At 59.7% G+C, this 17,963-nt stretch carries 17 protein-coding genes; 5 read left to right on the forward strand and 12 right to left on the reverse strand.

Features of this window, described 5'->3' with window-relative positions; translation table 11 throughout:
- Positions 1–142: 142 nt before the first annotated feature.
- Together NMA58_RS23420 and NMA58_RS23425 are read right to left on the reverse strand one after the other, a co-directional pair.
- Complete coding sequence (locus NMA58_RS23420) at positions 143–499, reverse strand: response regulator (protein WP_183705592.1); 357 nt, start codon at positions 497–499, stop codon at positions 143–145.
- On the reverse strand, positions 496–2,190 hold the full coding sequence (locus NMA58_RS23425; protein WP_434714104.1) for a sensor histidine kinase: 1,695 nt from the start codon (positions 2,188–2,190) through the stop codon (positions 496–498). The genes NMA58_RS23420 and NMA58_RS23425 overlap by 4 nt, the downstream gene beginning before the upstream one ends.
- A 152-nt stretch (positions 2,191–2,342) precedes the next feature.
- Between NMA58_RS23425 and NMA58_RS23430 the strand changes: the two genes are divergently transcribed.
- Positions 2,343–3,644, forward strand: coding sequence for a GGDEF domain-containing protein (locus NMA58_RS23430; protein ID WP_183705589.1), 1,302 nt, complete (start codon positions 2,343–2,345; stop codon positions 3,642–3,644).
- A gap of 102 nt (positions 3,645–3,746) precedes the next feature.
- On the opposite strand, the gene NMA58_RS23435 is transcribed toward NMA58_RS23430, so the two are convergent.
- On the reverse strand, positions 3,747–4,085 hold the full coding sequence (locus NMA58_RS23435) for a hypothetical protein (protein ID WP_434714106.1): 339 nt from the start codon (positions 4,083–4,085) through the stop codon (positions 3,747–3,749).
- A 262-nt stretch (positions 4,086–4,347) separates the two neighbouring features.
- A complete protein-coding gene (locus tag NMA58_RS23440; RefSeq protein WP_434714108.1) occupies positions 4,348–5,529 on the reverse strand; it encodes an MFS transporter in 1,182 nt (393 codons plus the stop codon).
- Between the two features lie 153 nt (positions 5,530–5,682).
- On the opposite strand from NMA58_RS23440, the gene NMA58_RS23445 reads away from it, so the two are divergent.
- On the forward strand, positions 5,683–6,606 hold the full coding sequence (locus NMA58_RS23445; protein ID WP_434714109.1) for a LysR family transcriptional regulator: 924 nt from the start codon (positions 5,683–5,685) through the stop codon (positions 6,604–6,606).
- A 774-nt stretch (positions 6,607–7,380) separates the two neighbouring features.
- Positions 7,381–8,019, forward strand: a complete 639-nt coding sequence (locus NMA58_RS23450) for a hypothetical protein (RefSeq protein WP_434714353.1) — start codon at positions 7,381–7,383, stop codon at positions 8,017–8,019.
- Between the two features lie 98 nt (positions 8,020–8,117).
- On the opposite strand, the gene NMA58_RS23455 is transcribed toward NMA58_RS23450, so the two are convergent.
- From NMA58_RS23455 to NMA58_RS23480, 6 genes are all read right to left on the reverse strand, one after another.
- Entirely contained in the window at positions 8,118–9,716 is a 1,599-nt protein-coding gene (locus NMA58_RS23455) for an MFS transporter (protein WP_434714111.1), read from the reverse strand.
- Complete coding sequence (locus NMA58_RS23460; RefSeq protein WP_434714112.1) at positions 9,713–10,156, reverse strand: DoxX family protein; 444 nt, start codon at positions 10,154–10,156, stop codon at positions 9,713–9,715. The genes NMA58_RS23455 and NMA58_RS23460 overlap by 4 nt, the downstream gene beginning before the upstream one ends.
- Positions 10,157–10,318: 162 nt before the next feature.
- Complete coding sequence (locus NMA58_RS23465; RefSeq protein WP_434714114.1) at positions 10,319–12,301, reverse strand: amidohydrolase family protein; 1,983 nt, start codon at positions 12,299–12,301, stop codon at positions 10,319–10,321.
- Positions 12,301–12,588, reverse strand: a complete 288-nt coding sequence (locus NMA58_RS23470; protein ID WP_097600130.1) for a XapX domain-containing protein — start codon at positions 12,586–12,588, stop codon at positions 12,301–12,303. The genes NMA58_RS23465 and NMA58_RS23470 overlap by 1 nt, the downstream gene beginning before the upstream one ends.
- 65 nt (positions 12,589–12,653) lie before the next feature.
- Positions 12,654–13,343 (reverse strand): hydrolase, encoded by a 690-nt coding sequence (locus tag NMA58_RS23475; protein WP_097600131.1) that lies wholly within the window; start codon positions 13,341–13,343, stop codon positions 12,654–12,656.
- A gap of 311 nt (positions 13,344–13,654) precedes the next feature.
- Positions 13,655–14,587: a VOC family protein gene (locus tag NMA58_RS23480; RefSeq protein ID WP_434714116.1), complete on the reverse strand. Its 933-nt coding sequence runs from the start codon at positions 14,585–14,587 to the stop codon at positions 13,655–13,657.
- Positions 14,588–14,700: 113 nt separating this feature from the next.
- Here NMA58_RS23480 and NMA58_RS23485 point away from each other — a divergent pair, with 113 nt between their 5' ends.
- Complete coding sequence (locus NMA58_RS23485) at positions 14,701–15,600, forward strand: LysR substrate-binding domain-containing protein (RefSeq protein ID WP_434714118.1); 900 nt, start codon at positions 14,701–14,703, stop codon at positions 15,598–15,600.
- Positions 15,601–15,649: 49 nt separating this feature from the next.
- Here the strand turns inward: NMA58_RS23485 and NMA58_RS23490 are convergent, their stop codons facing one another.
- Together NMA58_RS23490 and NMA58_RS23495 are read right to left on the reverse strand one after the other, a co-directional pair.
- Complete coding sequence (locus NMA58_RS23490; protein WP_434714119.1) at positions 15,650–16,378, reverse strand: gamma-glutamylcyclotransferase; 729 nt, start codon at positions 16,376–16,378, stop codon at positions 15,650–15,652.
- A gap of 172 nt (positions 16,379–16,550) precedes the next feature.
- On the reverse strand, positions 16,551–17,531 hold the full coding sequence (locus tag NMA58_RS23495) for an alpha/beta fold hydrolase (RefSeq protein ID WP_434714120.1): 981 nt from the start codon (positions 17,529–17,531) through the stop codon (positions 16,551–16,553).
- A gap of 209 nt (positions 17,532–17,740) precedes the next feature.
- Here NMA58_RS23495 and NMA58_RS23500 point away from each other — a divergent pair, with 209 nt between their 5' ends.
- Positions 17,741–17,932, forward strand: a complete 192-nt coding sequence (locus tag NMA58_RS23500; protein WP_221139239.1) for a hypothetical protein — start codon at positions 17,741–17,743, stop codon at positions 17,930–17,932.
- Positions 17,933–17,963 lie beyond the last annotated feature (31 nt).

Here is a 17,963-nt window from a genome sequence, read left to right on the forward strand (position 1 = left end):
ATGAATCACAAATCTGCTGATTTGGGAATCCAGAACCGATTCCGATAAGCAATGATCCGCTCTAGGGAAACGCACAAGATTCCAAAAGGATGCATGGCTCAGCTTCCAAAGACGCCTCGGCGACGTTTTTGAAGACCATGCTTTAGGCAGCCATCCTGACGAGCGCATCGGTGAGCTTGCGGATGTCGTAAGGCTTGGAGAAGAAGAGGCCGCGCTCAGGCAGGTCATTCGCGTCCGGCTGCTTCATGCCGGAGGCGAGGATAATTTCCACCGGCGGCCAGCGGTCGCGGACAGCCTTTGCCAGCATCAAGCCATCCATGCTGCCCGGCATGTCGATATCCGTAAACAGGATCCGGATGCCGGGCACTCTTTCGAAAAGCATCAGCGCCTCGTCGGCATTGCGTGCCTCGAGCGCCTCAAAGCCTGCCTCCTCGACGATGGCGACCGCCATCATCAGCAGCAGAGCTTCGTCCTCGACCACGACTACCTTGGTTTTCATGTCTGGCTCGTATGCTTTTCGTCCCGGCTTGGAGGGTCAACTTCGCCTTTGGCAACCGGTTCCCCAATCGAAAATATTACTTCGAAGATGAGGCCTTCGGTCCGGTAGTCCACCCGGGATCGCGCCTGCGCCTTCGAAGGGAAGGCACGTTCTATGAGCACCGAGCCGAAGCCCTTTTTCGTCGGCGTCGAGACCGGCGGGCCGCCGGCTTCCGTCCACAGAAGCTGGACGCATCCATCCTCATGTTCCCATTCGATGGTGACTGTTCCATTTTCGCTGCCGAGGCTTCCATACTTGGTTGCATTGGTCGCCAGCTCATGAATCACGAGCGAGAGCGGCAGGGCGGTGTCTGCGGGAAGAACGACGTCCGCTCCTTCGAGATGAACGCGCTCGGCTTGCGAGGCGACATGCGCCCGCAGGGCTGCGGAGAGGATATCCCGAATGGGCGAAGCCGACCCCTCCCGCGACAGGATGAGGTCATAGGTGCCGGCGAGGGCTGCGAGCCGCTCGGCGAAGGAACTGTATCTCTCCGGATCGGACCGCGAGAAGGTTTGTCTGGCAATCGCCTGCACGAGCGTGAAGCCATTCTTGACGCGATGCGCCAGCTCGCGGACGAGCAGGCTTCGTTCCTCCTCCGCCTGCTGATTTTGGCGCCTGCGCTCTTCGAGTTCATCGAGCAGCCGATCGAAGGTTGCGCCGACCTGCCCCAGCTCGCCCGGTCCCTTCATGCCGGTCCGCGCCGTCGTCTGACCGCTGCGCCAACTTTCCATCACATCCGCGATCCTGGAGATCGGTATCAGGATGAAGCGGTTGCCGATAAAAATCGCGGCGAGGAAGGCGAAAAGCGCACCGCCGATGATGGCGAGCGTATTCATCAGCGTCGCCCGGTCGATCGGCGCGAAGGCTTCCGCCTTCGAGAAGCCGGCGCTGACATAGAGTGGGTTGGAAGGCAAGGCTATCGGGCGATAGCCGAGGATATGCGCTGTTCCGTCCTGGCCGGTCATCTCGATGACATCAGGCTGTTCGGCGTGGATCAGCCGCTGGTATTCCTCGGGCATAACCGTGCGGACGAACTGTTCGGGAGAGGGAACGTGCGCAATGATGGTCCCTTTGGCGTCGGCGAGCGTCACCGCATTGCCGGGAGCAACACCGCGCTCGGTGATGCGGTTCTGCAGCCAGTCCAGCCGAATTCCGCTGATGATCATCGCCTTGATGCTATCGCCTTCCATCAGCGGCATCGCGAGCGGCAACACCGGGCGATCGGAAAGGCGGCTCTGCGTATAGGTGCCGACGACGAAGTCTTTGGTCTCCAGAGTCTGCCGGAAGTAATCGCGGTCGGAAAACACCACGCCCGGGGGAAAAGCCATGCTTCCGCAGATCGGCCGCCCATCGAGACCGGCGACGAAGATGGTGCGGATGTTGGGGATGCTTTCGACAACCGACTTCAGTGCATCGTTGCAAGCCTGGACGTCGAGGTGCCGGACGGAAGGCATGGCGGATACGGCGACGAGAAGTGCGTGCAGACCCTCGATGATCCGTTCGACTTCCGACGAGGCTTGCCGCGCCGCCTGTGCAGCGGAGGCGCGCACTTCCTCGTTGCGCTGGTGGCGGAGCGCGACCTCGTTGTAGACGAGCATCGCAACCACCGGCGCCAGCGCCGCAACCGCAACTGCAACCAGTTTGAGCCTCATCCTGTCCCCTTTCGGAAAAGGGTTGGTAGCATGAGCGAGACGATCCGGCCCAGACCGCGCGCGCAATCTTGTTTACAAAATATCAACATACGAATCCCGATGCGGGTACGTAAGCCTTGCCGGGCTTTGCATCGCGGCTAGTTAAATCAAAGATGAGTGATGCCAAAAGCACTTCCTCTGAAACCTCTCCAGCGGGGTCTGTGCCCCCACGGCCGCTGTCTGGCGTAATGGCGGATGAGGTCGAACGTCTTTTATCGGGCCGAACCCGCGATATCCGCCTGACGGGCGAGCTGCGCCGCCGTTTTGACGAAAGGCTGTGGCGGCAGACCGCGAAGGTCATCCGCTCCTGGATGATTTGGGTCGCATTCGTCGATGTTCTGACGCTGGCGCTGAACGCACTCCTGCTTCCCGGGCAGATCGTTCTGTCGATGATTGCCCCCGCCTGCCTTTTGCCGCCGGCGGCAATCTTGACCGCGGTCGTCTGGAACAAGCCGCGGCCGGCGGCCGTTCAGCGGGCGTCGCTGCTTGTGGGAATGTTCCTTATTCTCCTCTCGGTCGGGCTCGTCGGCGTTTATGCCGGCGGCGAATTTTACGAGCGGCATTTGAGCATCATGTTGTTCGTCGCGACGAGCGCAATCACCATCTTCAGCGTACCGCTGGCCTGGACGATTGCAATTGCCTGTTATGCCCTTTGTCTCTACTTTATCCTCCAATGGTACAACCCGCTCTTGGAGGCGGGCAGTGTCGTCGCCGCGACCCTGTTCTTTTCCTGTGGGATCATCGCGACGGTGGTCGCCAGGCGAACGATGAACATCCTGGCGCAGAAGACATTTCTTCTGGACTGCAGGGATCAACGCCGTGTCGCGGAGCTGGCCGACGCGAACGCCCGATTGGAGCGGCTGGCCCGAACCGACCCGCTCACCGGGATCGCCAATCGCCGTTGGATGATGGAAACGCTCGAGGGCCTCTGGCGCAATGGCCGCGAAACTGGCGTCGCCATGCTGATGTGCGATATTGATCATTTCAAGGGGCTGAACGATAAGCTCGGCCATGGCGAAGGCGATCGCTGCCTCGTCAAGGTTGCCGGCATCATCCAGAGCTGCGTGCGCGCAGATCGCGATCTTGTCTCTCGACATGGCGGCGAGGAGTTTCTCATCGTGCTTCCTGATGTCGATGAAGAAGAGGCCGTCGCGGTCGCCCAGCGAATACGCGAAAGCGTGGAAGCGGCCGCCCTGCCGAACCCGGCCTCCAGCGTTGGCCCCTCGGTGACGCTGAGCGTCGGGGTGGCGTTCAAATCGGCACTCGATACGGATGTTTCGTTGGCCAATCTCCAGCACGAGGCCGACATGGCGCTTTACCGCGCCAAGGAGGCCGGACGCAACCAAGTCTCGATCTTTCGTCGTCCGCCTGCTGCCGCCGGGCAGACCGCCGCGCGACGTCAGGGTAGCGGATAGGCAGATCGATCAGAGCTCATCCCCCGAACGATCATCCAGCCCGCAGCCACATAATTGACGGTCGCGGGAAGGCCGGACCTATGGCCAGTCGGGTGATCGAGGTCATCGGATCACCAGGATCAATACCATCGCGATGGCGGAGATGAAGCCGGTGACGCTCAGACCGAATGTCAGATATTCGGCTGTCTTTTGCCCGTGATGGCCAAGCTCCACGTTTCCAAGCACAGCCGCGAAGCCTCCGACCAACCAGCTCGCCAACGTCAATATGCCAAGGAGAAGCGCCCAATGTGTTGCTGTGTCCATCGTCTTGCTCCCGTTACGGCTACTTTTCCTCGCAAGGGAAACGCTCCTGCGCGTCTGATCAGTAACCACATAGCTGCCGTTTTGTTTCCGTGCGGTATCTGCAATTCGTCCAAAGCCGCCAACTAGTTCATCGGCCATCAGCAGTCGTGTTTTCAGCAGATCTCTTGGATTCTCCTTCGGTAACCAGTCGGGGAAACAATCTGGCCCTCAATGAAGGCAGCGATCGTCTCAAAACCACGCCCGTTGATCGCCATCAGCCGAGAAACGAAATTTCGCCCCCCGGGCGTCAGGCGTCCTCCGAAAGCGCGGAAAACTGGCGGACTTTCAACGTAGACATGGGAATTCTCCTGGGTGAGATCCGATGGGAGCGACCCGGCGCCGAACGCGCCGGGTCGCTGTGTTAGGCTGTCTTCAGGGCCGGAACCGCGCGACGGTCGAGAGCGCCGCTCAACACGGTCAGCAACAGAGCGATGACAACCAGGATGGCACCAACCCAAGGGGTCGCACCGAGGCCAAGCGGCGATTCAACCACCAGACCGCCCAGCCATGCGCCGATCGCGATGCCTAGGTTGAAGGCGGCAATATTGAGAGCCGATGCGACGTCCACGGCACCCGGACGGTGTTCTTTGGCCAGTTTGACGACATAGAGCTGGAGGCCGGGCACGTTGCCGAACTGAAGGAACCCGAGCGCAGCAAGGGTGACGATCGCCAGAACCGGCGAGGCCGCGGTAAAGGTCAAGATGACAAGTACAATGGCCTGCAAGATGAACAGACCGATCAATGCCTTGACCGGATTAAGGTTGGCGATCCTGCCGCCGGCAATGTTGCCGATTGCGATTGCGATGCCGTAGAGAACCAGAATAAGGCTGACGCTCTCCTCGGAGAAGCCGGTGATTTCCTGCAGAATTGGCGCCAGGAAGGTGAAGGCGACGAAGGTGCCGCCGTAGCCAAGCGCTGTCATTGCGAAGACGATGAGCAGACGACCGGAGCCAAGAACGCGAAGCTGATCGAGCAGGCTTGCCGGCGGCGCCTTCTTGAGCGTGTGCGGCAACAGGGCGGCAATGGCGAGGAAGGCGATGACGCCGAGTGCGGCAACGGCCCAGAAAGTCGCGCGCCAACCGAGGATCTGGCCAATATAGGTGCCGAGTGGCACGCCCGTGACGATGGCAACTGTCAGGCCCATGAACATCATGGCAATGGCCGAAGCGCGGCGGTTCTCCGGCACGAGATCGGCGGCAATGGTCGAGCCGACCGAGAAGAACACGCCATGGGCGAAGGCGGCGATCACCCGGGCCACAAGCAGCAGATCGTAGCCCGGCGACGACGCCGCGACTGTATTGCCAACGATGAACAAGGCCATTAGGCCGAGCAGCAACGGCTTTCTTTCGATTTTGGCAGTGAGCGCCGTCAGGATCGGCGCGCCAAAGGTGACGCCGAGCGCATAGACGCTCACGATAAGCCCGGCAAGCGGCAGGGTAATGTTGAGGTCTGTGGCAACGGTCGGCAAAAGACCGACAATCACGAATTCTGTGGTACCGATCGCATAGGCCGCGATCGTCAAGGCTAAGATTGCTAAAGGCATGATAAATTCCTTCCGCTCGCCGTTGAGGTGGCGGCTGCAAAGACAGCAGCGCTGTCAGATGAAGTTGTTGACCGCAATATGATTGCACGGAACTTTTGTGATAATTGGCACTATTGAAGAAACAGATGTGAATCGAATTCACAGGAAGACACGATGGATAATCGCACTGGTGAAATGGAAGTATTTGTAAAGGCAGCGGAATTGCAGAGTTTTTCGGCGGCCGGACGGCGCCTGAAACTTTCGCCCTCGGCGGTGAGCAAGCTTGTCACCAGGATTGAGGACCGGCTCGGGACCCGACTGCTCGTCCGCTCAACCCGCACGATGACGCTCACGCCGGAAGGCGAAATTTATCTGGAGAGAGCCCGGCGAATCCTGGGCGACATTGCGGAGACTGAACGGATCATCGCGTCTGGCAGAAAAGTCGCGCCGCGAGGGATTCTCAGGGTCAATGCCTCCGTTGGCTTTGGCGAACGCTATCTCCTCCCGCTCGTCCCGAAGTTCCTCAAACTCTATTCCGAAGTGCAACTCGACATATCACTTTCGGACGGCGTCATTGGCTTGATCGAAGAGCGGACCGACATTGCGATCCGCTCCGGCCCCATGGAAGATTCGTCCCTGAAAGCCCGAAAACTCCTTGAAAGCCGGCGCGTCATTGTTGCATCTCAGGCCTATCTGGATGCCCATGGTATACCAAAGACACCGGCCGATCTGGCTGGCCACAATTGCCTGACTTTCAATTTCCGCCGAACGCTCAACGAGTGGCCCTTTCGAGCGCCGGGATCGACCGAGATGTATCGGTTGCCCGTATCCGGCAACAGCGCGGTCAACAGCGGAATGGCCATACGCAGGCTGTGCCTTGCCGGCGTTGGTTTGGCTCGCATCGGCCAATTTCATGTAGAGCCAGAGATCGACTCTGGATTACTCATCCCCGTGCTGGAAGAATACAATCCTGAAGACATCGAATTGATGCACGCAGTATTCGCCGGGCACGAGCACCTCGCAGTCCGCATTCGCGCTTTCATAGATTTCCTTGCGGAAAATGTCGGCAAAGATCGTCCGCCGGAACAGGTCATCTGAAACTCTAGAAAGGTAAGGTTCAAATACATGGTCCACCCTAAAATACGGTATCAAGCCTGACCGCTTTGCCCAGCTGCCGAGTGGCGACGTCCGCCGGTCTGTTCTCGCGCATCTCGGCCGACCCAATCTCAGGCCTGTGCCGAAGCAAGTCGATTGTGCATTCTCGATCGGCCGATATTCCCACCGCCGCCCATCCGTCGCTTGCCCTAAACCCTGACGATACGCTTGCCGGGATTTGGACCCCTTTCCGGCGTGGGCGTCTTCTGTTGATTGGCGCCGCCTCTGCTGCCCTATTTCAAGCGAGGGGAAGACAACGACCGGTAGTTGGATGTCTGTCACGGTACGGGCGATCCTCTCGAGTGTCCGACCTACCGCACGTCAGCGGCTTGACTCGCGGCTTTCTGCCGAGGTTGCGGGCATTCCTTTCACCGCAGATTTCAAGGGCGCTCGTCAACGTGGACATGGACTCGAGGGAGTTGGTCGGAACCTTGGCGATGTCCTGAATAGCCGCGTTCCTTGTGGTAAAACCCGTCAATGTAGTACGAAGTCAAGCCGATCAAATCGCTGGCCGCTGGCGGCGGAAGGACTTGAGCGGCCCTGCCGCTTTAAAGTGGGTGATCCCTCACGGCAGGGTGGGTGCCCTGCTAACAGAACGGACGCAATAGGCCGCCCTGGTGGATCAAGCAAAATCGCCCGAATGTGCGAAGCGCCAAAGGCGGGCATCGGACAGACAGCCGGTTGACGCTCGCCGCTTCCGACCCCATCTGCTCCGGTATGCCCAACACGAAGACGAAAAATAAGAGCGATGATCCCGAGCTGATCAGGGAGTGGTCACTCCCCGTGGAGGCGACGCTCGGATCGGCTGTCAGGGTGAAGGGAATCCTGCAGGAGATCCGGTCCCGCCTGCCCCCGGCAGTCAGAAAGTCGCTGGATGTGCAGTCGGGCGAGCTTACCCTCGTCATGCCGGAGACTTCGAAGACGGCGTTTCGCGCGACCTCGTCGATTGTGACCGAAGCCCTCCAGAACATTTCAGACCTTCGGATCATCCCTCGCGAGATCGAGGACATCCTAACGATCACGGCCTCTGAAAGGATGCGTTGGCTGGAGGATGGGCGTCTTCCGAGCGCTGGAACGAGAACTGTCCGGCTGCAAGGCCGAGCGCGACGGATCACCTTCCACGTATTTGATCCACGGGTTGTAGAGGATCTGCTCGACCGCGGGGCCGTGGACGAATGGCGCGAGCAAGACGCGGTGGTGAAAGCGGAAAACCGGCGACGCGCCGCCTATCGGGCGAAGCTGACGCGTTCACTGAAAAAACAAGAAAAAGTCAAACAAGCTGATGCGAACGATGACGACCCCGCGACCGGGCTGAGCGGTTGGGACGAGTTCGGGAGCGAAGGCCTGCTGCGGTAGGATTGGCGGCGTTCGCATCGCAAAATGATCGCAGGAGTTACCTAGCTCGCCAGAGGATTTGGAGGCGGCGGCCGCAGCCGCCACCCCTTATTTCCGCGTCAAGCCGCCGCCGGTCGGTTGATTGTCAGGAAGTGCCGGACGACGGGTTTCTCAGGACCGGCATGGTAAGCCAGAACCTTCCCCTGCAGATCGGCGTCGGCGTTCGAGACCCGCTTGTGCTGGCGAAGATGTTCAGCCCAGGATTCCACCATGAACCACTCGACGATCTTCTCAGGGTCCGCCGAGTCCTCAGTGACACCCCATCCGTAGGCACCGTCGCGGCGACGTTCCCTGGAAAGATGGTCGAGAGCGTGCAGGAAGGCTGTGCGGTGCTGCTTCTCGACCTTGTATTCGATCAGGATGAGAACTGGGCCACGATCATGGGCAACTGGCTCGGCAACGAGCGGCTCGGGCCAGTGGTTGGACGGCACAAGGTCGGCATCGCCTGCGGGAAGCTTCACGCGGTGCATGATGAACCCGGCGATGAGCAGGCCGGCCGCTCCAATGAGCAAGGTGGACTGGATGCCGACAGCTTCGCCGACTGCACCCCAGCCGAGACTTCCGGCAGTCATCGCACCGTTGAAGACGGTCAGATAGACGGCAAGACCACGACCACGCACCCAGTTCGGGAGAACGGCCTGCGCTGCCCCGTTGAGTGTAGTCAGGGCAGTGATCCATGCTCCCCCGAGGAAAAGAAGGACCACGATGGCAATGATCTTCGGCGGCGCAAGCGACAGGACTCCCATGACGGCTGCTGTGACAAGCGCGGCGCCGAGAAGCAGTCCGTCCGAGCTCAAGCGTTGACGCAGCTTCGGCATCACCAAGGCTCCCCCGATCGCACCAGCACCTACCGCACCAAGCAGGATGCCATAGAAGCTTGCATCACCACCGAGGAGTTGTCGGGCAACGAGCGGAAGAAGAGCCCAGACTGCGCTGGCGAAGGCAAAGAAGATCGCGGCCCGCAGAAGCACGACGTGCAGTGGCTCGCTCGAGCGGGTGTAGCGAAGTCCGGCCCGGAACGCACCGAAGAAGTTCTCCTGAAGCGCATCGTTGGAGTTCTTTGTCCGCGGCCACCAGACAAGAGCTGCGATCACGACGATATAGCTGGCCACGTCCGCGCTATAGGTGATCCCGGCTCCGAAGGCTGCGAGAAGCAGGCCACCCGCGGCAGGCCCGATGGAGCGGGCGATGTTGATGCCGAGCGAGTTGAGCGCCACCGCGCTCTTCACGTCCTCGCGCTTCACCAGTTCCGGCACAATTGCTTGCCATGTCGGTCCCATCAATGCCGCGCCAATGCCGCCGAAAAAGGTCAGGCCGATCAGCGCGCTGACCGAAAGCATGCCTGTCTGCGAGAGAACCATCAGCGCGATGCTGACAGAGGCGAGTAGCACCTGGATGGCGATCAGGAACTTGCGGCGATCGAGGATGTCGGTGAGAACGCCTGCGGGGATGCCAAGCAGGAAGATCGGCAGGGTTCCGGCAGCCTGGACCATGGCGACCGCGGCCGGCGATGCGGACAGATCCGTCATCAACCAGGAGCTTGCGACATCGCGCATGAAGGTTCCGGTATTGCCGATAACGGTGGCGATCCAGAGGACAGCGAACACGGGCTGCGCAAGCGGCGCGAAGGCTCCCGCGGATGATTTTGCGGCGCTCATTTGCCTGCTCCCTTTGTGAGGTCGAATGCTGCAACGAACACGAATGCGCCAGCAAGGCCGACGTGTTCAAAGAAGGCATTGGTGGCCATCATGCGGTCCATTCCAGATGCCATTTCCCAGAAGCGGAGGGCGACGAGGGTCGCTAAAAGCGTGAAGCCTGCCAGTGCCAGCGCGCCCGCCCAGCGCAGGAAGCCCGAGACAACCATGGCGGAGGCCGTCAGCTCGAATACGATGACCGCTACTGCGAAGAAGGAGGCTGGGTGCAGACCGAAGTGATCCATCTCGCTCAGGGCACCGTTGAAGTCGAAGACCTTGGTGAGCGGGCCTTGGATGTAGGCCGCGCAAAGAGCCATCAGCGACGCCGTCCGCACGACAGGCGATCTGACGACGCGTGCCACGCCGCTCCGGATTGGATTGGATGATTGAGTTTGGTAGGTCATATGTGCTCCTGTATGTTCGCCGCAAGCGGCTGCGTTCGATGGAGCGATATTGGCTGGTTACCGCATTGCCAACAATTGCAGCAATAGTTTCGATTTAATTGCGAAATCGGCAATTATGGAGCGGCTATCGGGTGGCAGTTGGCCACCCGAGCTAAATGTTCGTCAGACCGCCCAGCAGGAGCAGCCGAGAGCGCCGAAGAAGCCCTTGAGGTCGGCAATCGGGAGCTTGGATGTCCAGGCTCCGGCATGGTCGTGGCCGTGCACGCCGCAATTGCTCGCACATCCGCATGTAGAGATAGCGGTGCGGCGCAGCGAACGAGCGCCTGCCCCTTCCGGTTCACCCCAAGCCGCGTAACCGCCGAACTTGCGGACAGGCGACCAGTCGGGCATCGCGGGCGGGATGTCGTTCTCGTCAAGCGCCTTGAAGTCACCCGCGCCGTACACGATCTTGCCGCCGACCATTGTCAGTTCCGAAACAAGGAAGGAGATCTCGTCCTCGGCGCAGGAGAAGAAATCCTTGTCCGGCACCACGAGATCGGCGAACTGACCCTTCTCGATGCGGCCTTTCTTGCCTTCCTCGTTGGAGAACCATGTGACCTTTTCGGTCCACATCCTGAGCGCCGTCTCGCGGTCGAGGCAATTGACACGCGGATAGAGCTGCATGCCGCCGAGCGTCTTGCCAGTCACCATCCACGACAGCGAAACCCACGGATTATAGGAGGCGACGCGGGTGGCATCGGTCCCGGCCGAGACGTTCACGCCCTTGTCGAGCATCTTCCTGATCGGCGGTGTCGCTTCCGCCACGCCGTGCCCATAGCGCTCAACGAAGTATTCGCCCTGATATGCCATACGATGTTGTGTGGCGATACCACCGCCGAGCGCGGCGATACGGTCGATCGAGCGATCCGAGATGGTTTCGGCATGGTCGAAGAACCAGTTTAGTCCCTCGAGTGGAATGTCCTTGTTGACCTTCTCGAACACGTCAAGGGCACGGGAGATCGTCTCGTCATAGGTGGCGTGCAGACGCCACGGCCAGCGATTTTCGGCCAGGACGCGGACGACCTCTTCCAGCTCTCCTTCCATTTCCGGAGCCATCTCCGGACGGGGCTGGCGGAAATCCTCGAAGTCGGCGGCCGAGAACACAAGCATCTCGCCCGCACCATTGTGCCGGAAGTAGTCGTTACCCTGCTTGTATTTGACCGACTGGGTCCAGTTCAGGAAGTCCTGCTTCTCTTCCTTCGGCTTCTGGGTAAAGAGATTGTAGGCCAGCCGCACCGTCATCTGGTTCTCGTCGGACAGCTTCTGGATGACCTCATAGTCGTCAGGATAGTTCTGGAAACCACCACCCGCGTCGATCACACCTGTCACGCCAAGTCGGTTCAACTCGCGCATGAAGTGGCGGGTAGAGTTGACCTGGTAGTCCAGTGGAAGCTTGGGCCCCTTGGCAAGCGTCGAATAGAGAATGCCTGCATTCGGCTTGGCAAGCAGCATACCGGTCGGATTGCCGTTGGCATCGCGTGTGATCTCGCCTCCGGGCGGGTTCGGGGTGTCACGGGTGTAGCCGACAGCGCGGAGAGCCGCACCGTTGAGCAGCGCACGATCATAGAGGTGCAGAAGGAACACGGGTGTGTCAGGCGCGACAGCGTTGATCTCGTCGAGAGTGGGCAGCCGCTTTTCGGCGAACTGATGTTCCGTGAACCCGCCGACGACGCGAACCCACTGCGGCGCGGGCGTGATCGCCACCTGGCGCTTCAGCATGTCCATCGCGTCGGCGAGCGAGCGCACGCCGTCCCAGCGCAGTTCCATGTTGTAGTTCAGGCCACCGCGAACAACATGGGTATGGTTGTCGATAAGGCCGGGGAGAACGCGCTTGCCCTTGAGGTCGATGATCTTAGTGCTGGAACCAGCGCGCGCCATGATCTCACTATCGGATCCGACTTGGAGGAACAGCCCATCCTTAATGGCGATTGCCGTCGCATTCGGATTGGTCCGGTCAAGGGTCGTCACGCGGCCATTGTGGAGGATCAGGTCGGGATGCATGGTATCTACTCCGGTCTGTCTGGGATCGGCAGCTTTCGCTGGTGAGAAGAGGTTCGAGAAGGCCAAGCTCGATGCACCTCCGAGAAAGGATCGACGCGTGGTCATCAGCCCCGCTCCTCTACACTCGCCTTTGCCTTATGAGCAATGTTGATGCGGTCGCCGCCCCTCGGCAGGTGACCGAAGATGTGCGGCTTGATCTGATGAACCCATGAGATCGCCGCCGGCTCGTTTCTCCAAAGCGTCTTCGCGAATGGAATAATTTGTTCGCCGACAAGGATTCCGAGAAGGCCGATCAGGGCAATGACAGGCGGTGCTGGTGATCGGACGTTGAGAAGGCTATAGACGGTCCCGACGAGCAGGCCAGCGCCAAGCGACATTAGATAGATTTTCATGAGATGTTCTCCGATTGCGGAAAGGACCGCCCCGATGGGGTGATCGGAGCGGTCTGATCAGACTGTTACTTTGCGGGATTCGGACCGATGCGCTTGCCGTGCTTGACGCGTTCTTCTGCGCCATGAACCATCGTGTAGGCGTAGTCGATGCCCATTCCGTACGCGCCCGAATGCTCCTTTACGAGGGCTGTGACCGCATCGTAGGTCTCCTTGCGGGCCCAGTCGCGCTGCCACTCGAGCAGGACCTGCTGCCAGGTGACCGGAATCACGCCGGCCTGCACCATCCGGTCCATCGCGTATTTGTGCGCGTCGGCTGAAGTGCCGCCGGAAGCATCCGCAACCATGTAGATCTCGTATTCCGGGACATCATGGAGGGCCGAAAGCGCGAACGTCGTGTTGCAGACTTCGGTCCACAGACCGGAGACGACGATCTTCTTGCGGCCCTCGGCGGCATTCTTCGCCAGCGCGTCGCGGACGTTCTGGTCGTCCCAGGAGTTCATCGAGGTGCGTTCGAGAAGGTCGTTCTCCGGGAAGACAGCAAGCAGTTCCGGATACGTGTTACCCGAGAAGGATTGTGTCTCGACTGTGGTGATCGTGGTCGGGATGTTGAAGATCTTGGCGGCCTTGGCAAGCCCGACGACATTGTTCTTCAGCGTCTGACGATCGATCGACTGGACCCCGAACGCCATCTGCGGCTGCTGGTCGATGAAGATGAGCTGGCTGTTTGCCGGGGTCAGGACTTCGAGCTTGGACATGGTCACTTCCTCTTCGGTTGTTTGGACCGCCTGTTGCGGTGTTATAATGGGCAGCAGCAATTGATCGGACGCGGGTGCGACGCTCGTTCGGAGAACCTGTTCCTGGATCCGTCTCGGAGCCGCTCACTCGTTGTCTTGGCTGCTGAAAACAAACTTATCGCACGGCTGATGCCCACGGAATTGCAATAAGACTTTCCATTGAATTGCGGTATCTGCAACAATCGTTAGACCGCAAGCGCGGCCGAAATGGAAAGCGCCGCGGCCCTTTCGGACGCGGCGCTCTTATCGTGGCTTTGACGGGAGATTGCTGCTCACGACGCCAATGGCACGAGGTTGGCCTGAATCTCGGTGCGGTAGTTCTCGTATCGGCTTGGGAGCTTGAGAGCCTCCCCAAGATGCGCCGTATCCTCGTCCCGGTTGAAGCCGGGTTCGCTCGTCGCGACCTCGAACAGCACCCCGCCAGGCGTGCGGAAGTAGATCGCCCAGAAATAGTCGCGGTCGATGACGGGCGTCACCTGATAGCCGGTATCCATCAGAGCTTTGCGCACTTCGAGCTGCTTCTCGCGGTTTTCGACGGCGAACGCGATGTGGTGCACCGAACCTGCGCCTTGGCGCGCAAAAGGCGTCTTCGGCAACGCTGCCAGATCGATCGTGTCCGCTCCATTGCCGTCGGGGATCATGAATCGGGTCACGTCGCCCTCTTTGTCAGCGCGCTGGTAGCCCATGAAGCCGAGCAGCTCTTCGGTCGCAGCGGTGTCGTGCAGACTGAATCTTGCGCCGGTGAAACCGCGAATTGCCGCATCGTCGGGAATTCCGCTGGCAACCCAGGGTGCCCGCTTGTCGTCGGAGGATTCAATGAGAGCAAGGACGTCGCCGTCTGGCCCCATGAAGCGAAGCCGATTGGCGCCAAACACAGTGTCAGATTCCAACCCGTCCACACCTTGAGCGATGAAGCGATCCAGCCAGAATTTCAGCGAACCCTTCGGCACGGAGAACTGTGTCTCGCCAACTTCGCCAACACCCGGGCGGCCGAGCATCATGTTCGGAAACGGGAAGTAGGTCATCACTGTCCCGGCCGAACCCGTCTCGTCACCGTAGTAGAGGTGATAGACGCTGGGGTCATCGAAGTTGACCGTCTGCTTCACGCGGCGCAGACCAAGCGTATCGGTGAAGAAGCGATTGTTCTGCCGCGCGTCCGACGCCATCGAAGTCACGTGGTGTAATCCCTTGATGTCCTTGATCATGGAGATGCCTTTCAGTGGGCATTTAAATTGTTCATCGGAAAACTACGCCCATTGATCGCAATCGGGTATTGCAATATTCCTCTCGAGTGAATTGCAAATCCTGAAACAATGACATGAACGATTATAAAGCCCTCAGAACCTTCCTGCTCGCGGCCGAGAAGCGAAATTTCGCCCAGGTCGCCCGCGAGTTGGACATGACTCCGGCAGCCGTCACACGCGCGATTGCAGCACTCGAGGCGGAACTTGGCGTGCAGCTTTTCGTGCGCACGACAAGGCAAGTCTCGTTGACGACTGACGGCGCAATCTTCGCCGCCCAGATCCAGCCGGCGGTGAAGACGCTGGAAGAAGCGCGCCGCGAAGTTATGAATGCACACAAGGCTGACGAAGGGCGGCTGCGGATCAGCGCGCCGACGTGGTTCGGCAAGACCGTGCTGCCGCCGATCCTGTCAGGTTTCAAGGAACGCTATCCGAAGATGAGCTTTGAGATTTCCTTGTCCGACGGTTTAGTGAATATCGTCGATGACGATTACGATCTGGCGATCCGTATCTCATCACAGCCTTCGGACAAGTACACGATCTGGAGAAAAATCAGGGTAGTGCCGCGCATCCTGGTCGCGGCCCCGGGGAGCCGTTTCGCCGATATGCAACATCCCAACGAACTCAAGCCAGACGACTGCCTCGCCTATAGTGGCGAAAGCCGGCGCGAGAACTGGCTATTGTCCGACGGTGGCTCAAGCATCACGATCTCGGCAGGTCGGGCCTTCAGCGCCAACAGTGGCGAGGTACTGGCGGACATGGCCGCCGATGGTGCAGGTGTCGCACTGCTCCCAGGATTCAACATCGCCGTTCACATCAGGAGCGGTCGTCTCGTCCACGTCTTCAAGGGATGGGCGCCGCCTGACCTGTGGCTGACGCTGTTTTACCCGCCGTACCAAGCCCTTCCACCACGCATCGCTTCATTCTCGAAATTCTTCGAAGAGCAAGTCGCGGCGCAGATGGTCATGCTGGATTGACGTACACCGCCGCGCATCATCACGGATCCTCAGGAAACTTACACCTTCCTCAGATCGAGCCGTCCTGTGAAAGCGCCCTTAGTCTTGCGGCGACGATTTGCTGTAGCTGCCACAGGTTTCGATCGAAGATGTTCCGGTCTGCCAGATTCAAGACCGTCCGATGCAGGTATTCCGCGCAGGATCCCGCCGGTCCGCATGCTTGAGCGATCAACACTGCGGCGTCATCGAGCGGTATCTTCTCCGTGAGCCGTGATCGCTTCGTGCTCGCCCAAAATGTGAGCGCGCGGCGTCTACCCGCCGGTGTCTCGACCGAAACCCATCGCACCATGTCGCACACCTCGGCATATCGGATTTCGCGCGCCAGAAGCGTACGCAGATCCTGCCTTTTCGTGGCGCAGGAGAGCTTCAGGACGAGGCCAGAGCAACTCCCTCCCGGCCGAAGCGCCAGCATCAGACCCGGCGCATCGGAGGTGGCCCTTAGCCGTTCTATCCTTAACGAGAACGCACGATGCCACCCGTACGCAATGGCTTCTTCACTTGTCGCTACTTCGAAGCCCGGGTTCCACATCAAAGACCCATAAGCGAACACCCATATCTCCTCGCCACCAGCCTCCCGCTCTACTCTGCTGACGAGTTCATCGAGTCGCTGACCCGAGATTGGAGTCCAGTTAGGCTCTGGGCCCTCGTCCTCGACCGGCTTGAAGGTTTTGGCTACGAGGTCCGGGGTCAGTTGCATGGCAACAGGTACCGGTGTCTTGGCGGTGGCTGTTTTTCGCATGTGGCAATTATTTCAACGAGATAAACGCCAAAGGACCACCGCATCCGGCAGTTGGGGGTCGCCTGATCATTTAACGGGGACTGTTTCTATCTAAGAGGGTAGCGCGCCGATCGCCTGTGGATCTTTGTGAGGCGACGGGTGCGTGGGAGGCCGCACCCGTCGCCAGGACCGATCAGGCCTGGACAAAGGCCAGCAGGTCGGCATTCAGCACGTCGGCATTCACGGTCAGCATGCCATGCGAAAACCCCGGGTAGGTCTTCAGCGAACCTTTCTTCAGAAGCTTCATCGACTTCAGCGCAGAGTCCGCAATCGGAACGATTTGGTCGTCTTCCCCATGCAAGACGAGCGTCGGAACGGTGATCGCCTTCAGGTCATCCGTCTGGTCGGTTTCGGAGAAGGCCCTGATGCCATCGTAATGGGCCTTGGCGCCGCCCATCATGCCCTGACGCCACCAGTTCTGGATCACGCCTTCCTGCACCGTGGCGCCTTCGCGGTTGAAGCCGTAGAACGGCCCGGCCGGAACGTCGCGAAAGAACTGCGCGCGGTTGGCGGCAAGTGCCGAGCGGAAACCGTCGAACACTTCCATCGGCAGGCCTTCGGGATTGGCCTCTGTCTTGAGCATGAGCGGCGGCACGGCCGAAACGAGAACCGCCTTGGCGACGCGGCCGGCAGGTTCGCCGTGCTTGGCCACATAACGGGCGACCTCGCCGCCACCGGTGGAATGACCGATATGGACGACATTCTTCAGGTCGAGCGCCTCGACGACGGCAAAGGCATCGGCTGCGTAATGGTCCATATCGTGACCGTCGGCCACCTGGGCGGATCGGCCATGGCCCCGCCGGTCATGGGCGACGACGCGAAAACCTTTCGACAGGAAAAACAGCATCTGCGCATCCCAGTCGTCGGACGACAGCGGCCATCCATGATGGAACATGATCGGCTGGGCATCCTTAGGGCCCCAATCCTTGTAGAAGATTTCGACGCCGTCTTTGGTGGTTACATATGGCATGTTCTTGGATCCTTCGATTGGGTTGATGATGGGAGCCGCATTGGCTGCGAAACTGAGAGAAGGTGAAATTGCCATGGCTGCTGCAACGGCGCCTATGGACAACAGCGCGTCTCGGCGGGTCATGGAATGGCAAGGTTGGGTCATCTTTGTCCTGCGATTTCGTTATTGAAAACTTCAGCTAACTTGTGTTCGTCTGACAGGGGTAATATTGCCGTCATATCCTCACCTCCACAATTGCGGGAATAATTGCGAGTTTATTGCGTCGCGTGAAATAATGGGAAGTCTGGCCCGGGCCTGACGCGCTCCCGTCGTGAGGCCCTCTGTTTTTCCTGAAGCAGGCGGCAGACGGCAAGATGAGCCCGGTGCCAAAAGTGTCGCCGGGGCTGATTGGCGAGGACGTGAAGACGCTCGCGGCCGACAGCGTCATTCAGGCCATGCAGAAATTCATGACCCCTGTCCACGCCGCTGCAATAACCTATCTTCTTGATCTGCACCGCCGCATCGGGCCGATCTGCGCCTACTTCGATGAGCTTTACAAGGTTTGAAAAAGCACTGAGACAGCCAGGCTTGCGAGGA

Source organism: Rhizobium sp. YTUHZ045 (genome assembly GCF_051124255.1).
In the GTDB taxonomy this organism is placed as follows: domain Bacteria; phylum Pseudomonadota; class Alphaproteobacteria; order Rhizobiales; family Rhizobiaceae; genus Rhizobium.

Bases quoted from the DNA above. Each gene is read 5' to 3' on its own strand.
- NMA58_RS23440 (WP_434714108.1), bottom strand. From the start codon at position 5,529: ATGCCTTTAGCAATCTTAGCCTTGACGATCGCGGCCTATGCGATCGGT.
- NMA58_RS23485 (WP_434714118.1), top strand. From the start codon at position 14,701: ATGAACGATTATAAAGCCCTCAGAACCTTCCTGCTCGCGGCCGAGAAG.
- NMA58_RS23470 (WP_097600130.1), bottom strand. From the start codon at position 12,588: ATGAAAATCTATCTAATGTCGCTTGGCGCTGGCCTGCTCGTCGGGACC.
- NMA58_RS23490 (WP_434714119.1), bottom strand. From the start codon at position 16,378: ATGCGAAAAACAGCCACCGCCAAGACACCGGTACCTGTTGCCATGCAA.
- NMA58_RS23435 (WP_434714106.1), bottom strand. From the start codon at position 4,085: ATGGCCGATGAACTAGTTGGCGGCTTTGGACGAATTGCAGATACCGCA.
- NMA58_RS23430 (WP_183705589.1), top strand. From the start codon at position 2,343: ATGAGTGATGCCAAAAGCACTTCCTCTGAAACCTCTCCAGCGGGGTCT.
- NMA58_RS23445 (WP_434714109.1), top strand. From the start codon at position 5,683: ATGGATAATCGCACTGGTGAAATGGAAGTATTTGTAAAGGCAGCGGAA.
- NMA58_RS23495 (WP_434714120.1), bottom strand. From the start codon at position 17,531: ATGACCCAACCTTGCCATTCCATGACCCGCCGAGACGCGCTGTTGTCC.
- NMA58_RS23425 (WP_434714104.1), bottom strand. From the start codon at position 2,190: ATGAGGCTCAAACTGGTTGCAGTTGCGGTTGCGGCGCTGGCGCCGGTG.
- NMA58_RS23480 (WP_434714116.1), bottom strand. From the start codon at position 14,587: ATGATCAAGGACATCAAGGGATTACACCACGTGACTTCGATGGCGTCG.
- NMA58_RS23420 (WP_183705592.1), bottom strand. From the start codon at position 499: ATGAAAACCAAGGTAGTCGTGGTCGAGGACGAAGCTCTGCTGCTGATG.
- NMA58_RS23450 (WP_434714353.1), top strand. From the start codon at position 7,381: ATGCCCAACACGAAGACGAAAAATAAGAGCGATGATCCCGAGCTGATC.
- NMA58_RS23455 (WP_434714111.1), bottom strand. From the start codon at position 9,716: ATGAGCGCCGCAAAATCATCCGCGGGAGCCTTCGCGCCGCTTGCGCAG.
- NMA58_RS23475 (WP_097600131.1), bottom strand. From the start codon at position 13,343: ATGTCCAAGCTCGAAGTCCTGACCCCGGCAAACAGCCAGCTCATCTTC.
- NMA58_RS23465 (WP_434714114.1), bottom strand. From the start codon at position 12,301: ATGACCACGCGTCGATCCTTTCTCGGAGGTGCATCGAGCTTGGCCTTC.
- NMA58_RS23460 (WP_434714112.1), bottom strand. From the start codon at position 10,156: ATGACCTACCAAACTCAATCATCCAATCCAATCCGGAGCGGCGTGGCA.
- NMA58_RS23500 (WP_221139239.1), top strand. From the start codon at position 17,741: ATGAGCCCGGTGCCAAAAGTGTCGCCGGGGCTGATTGGCGAGGACGTG.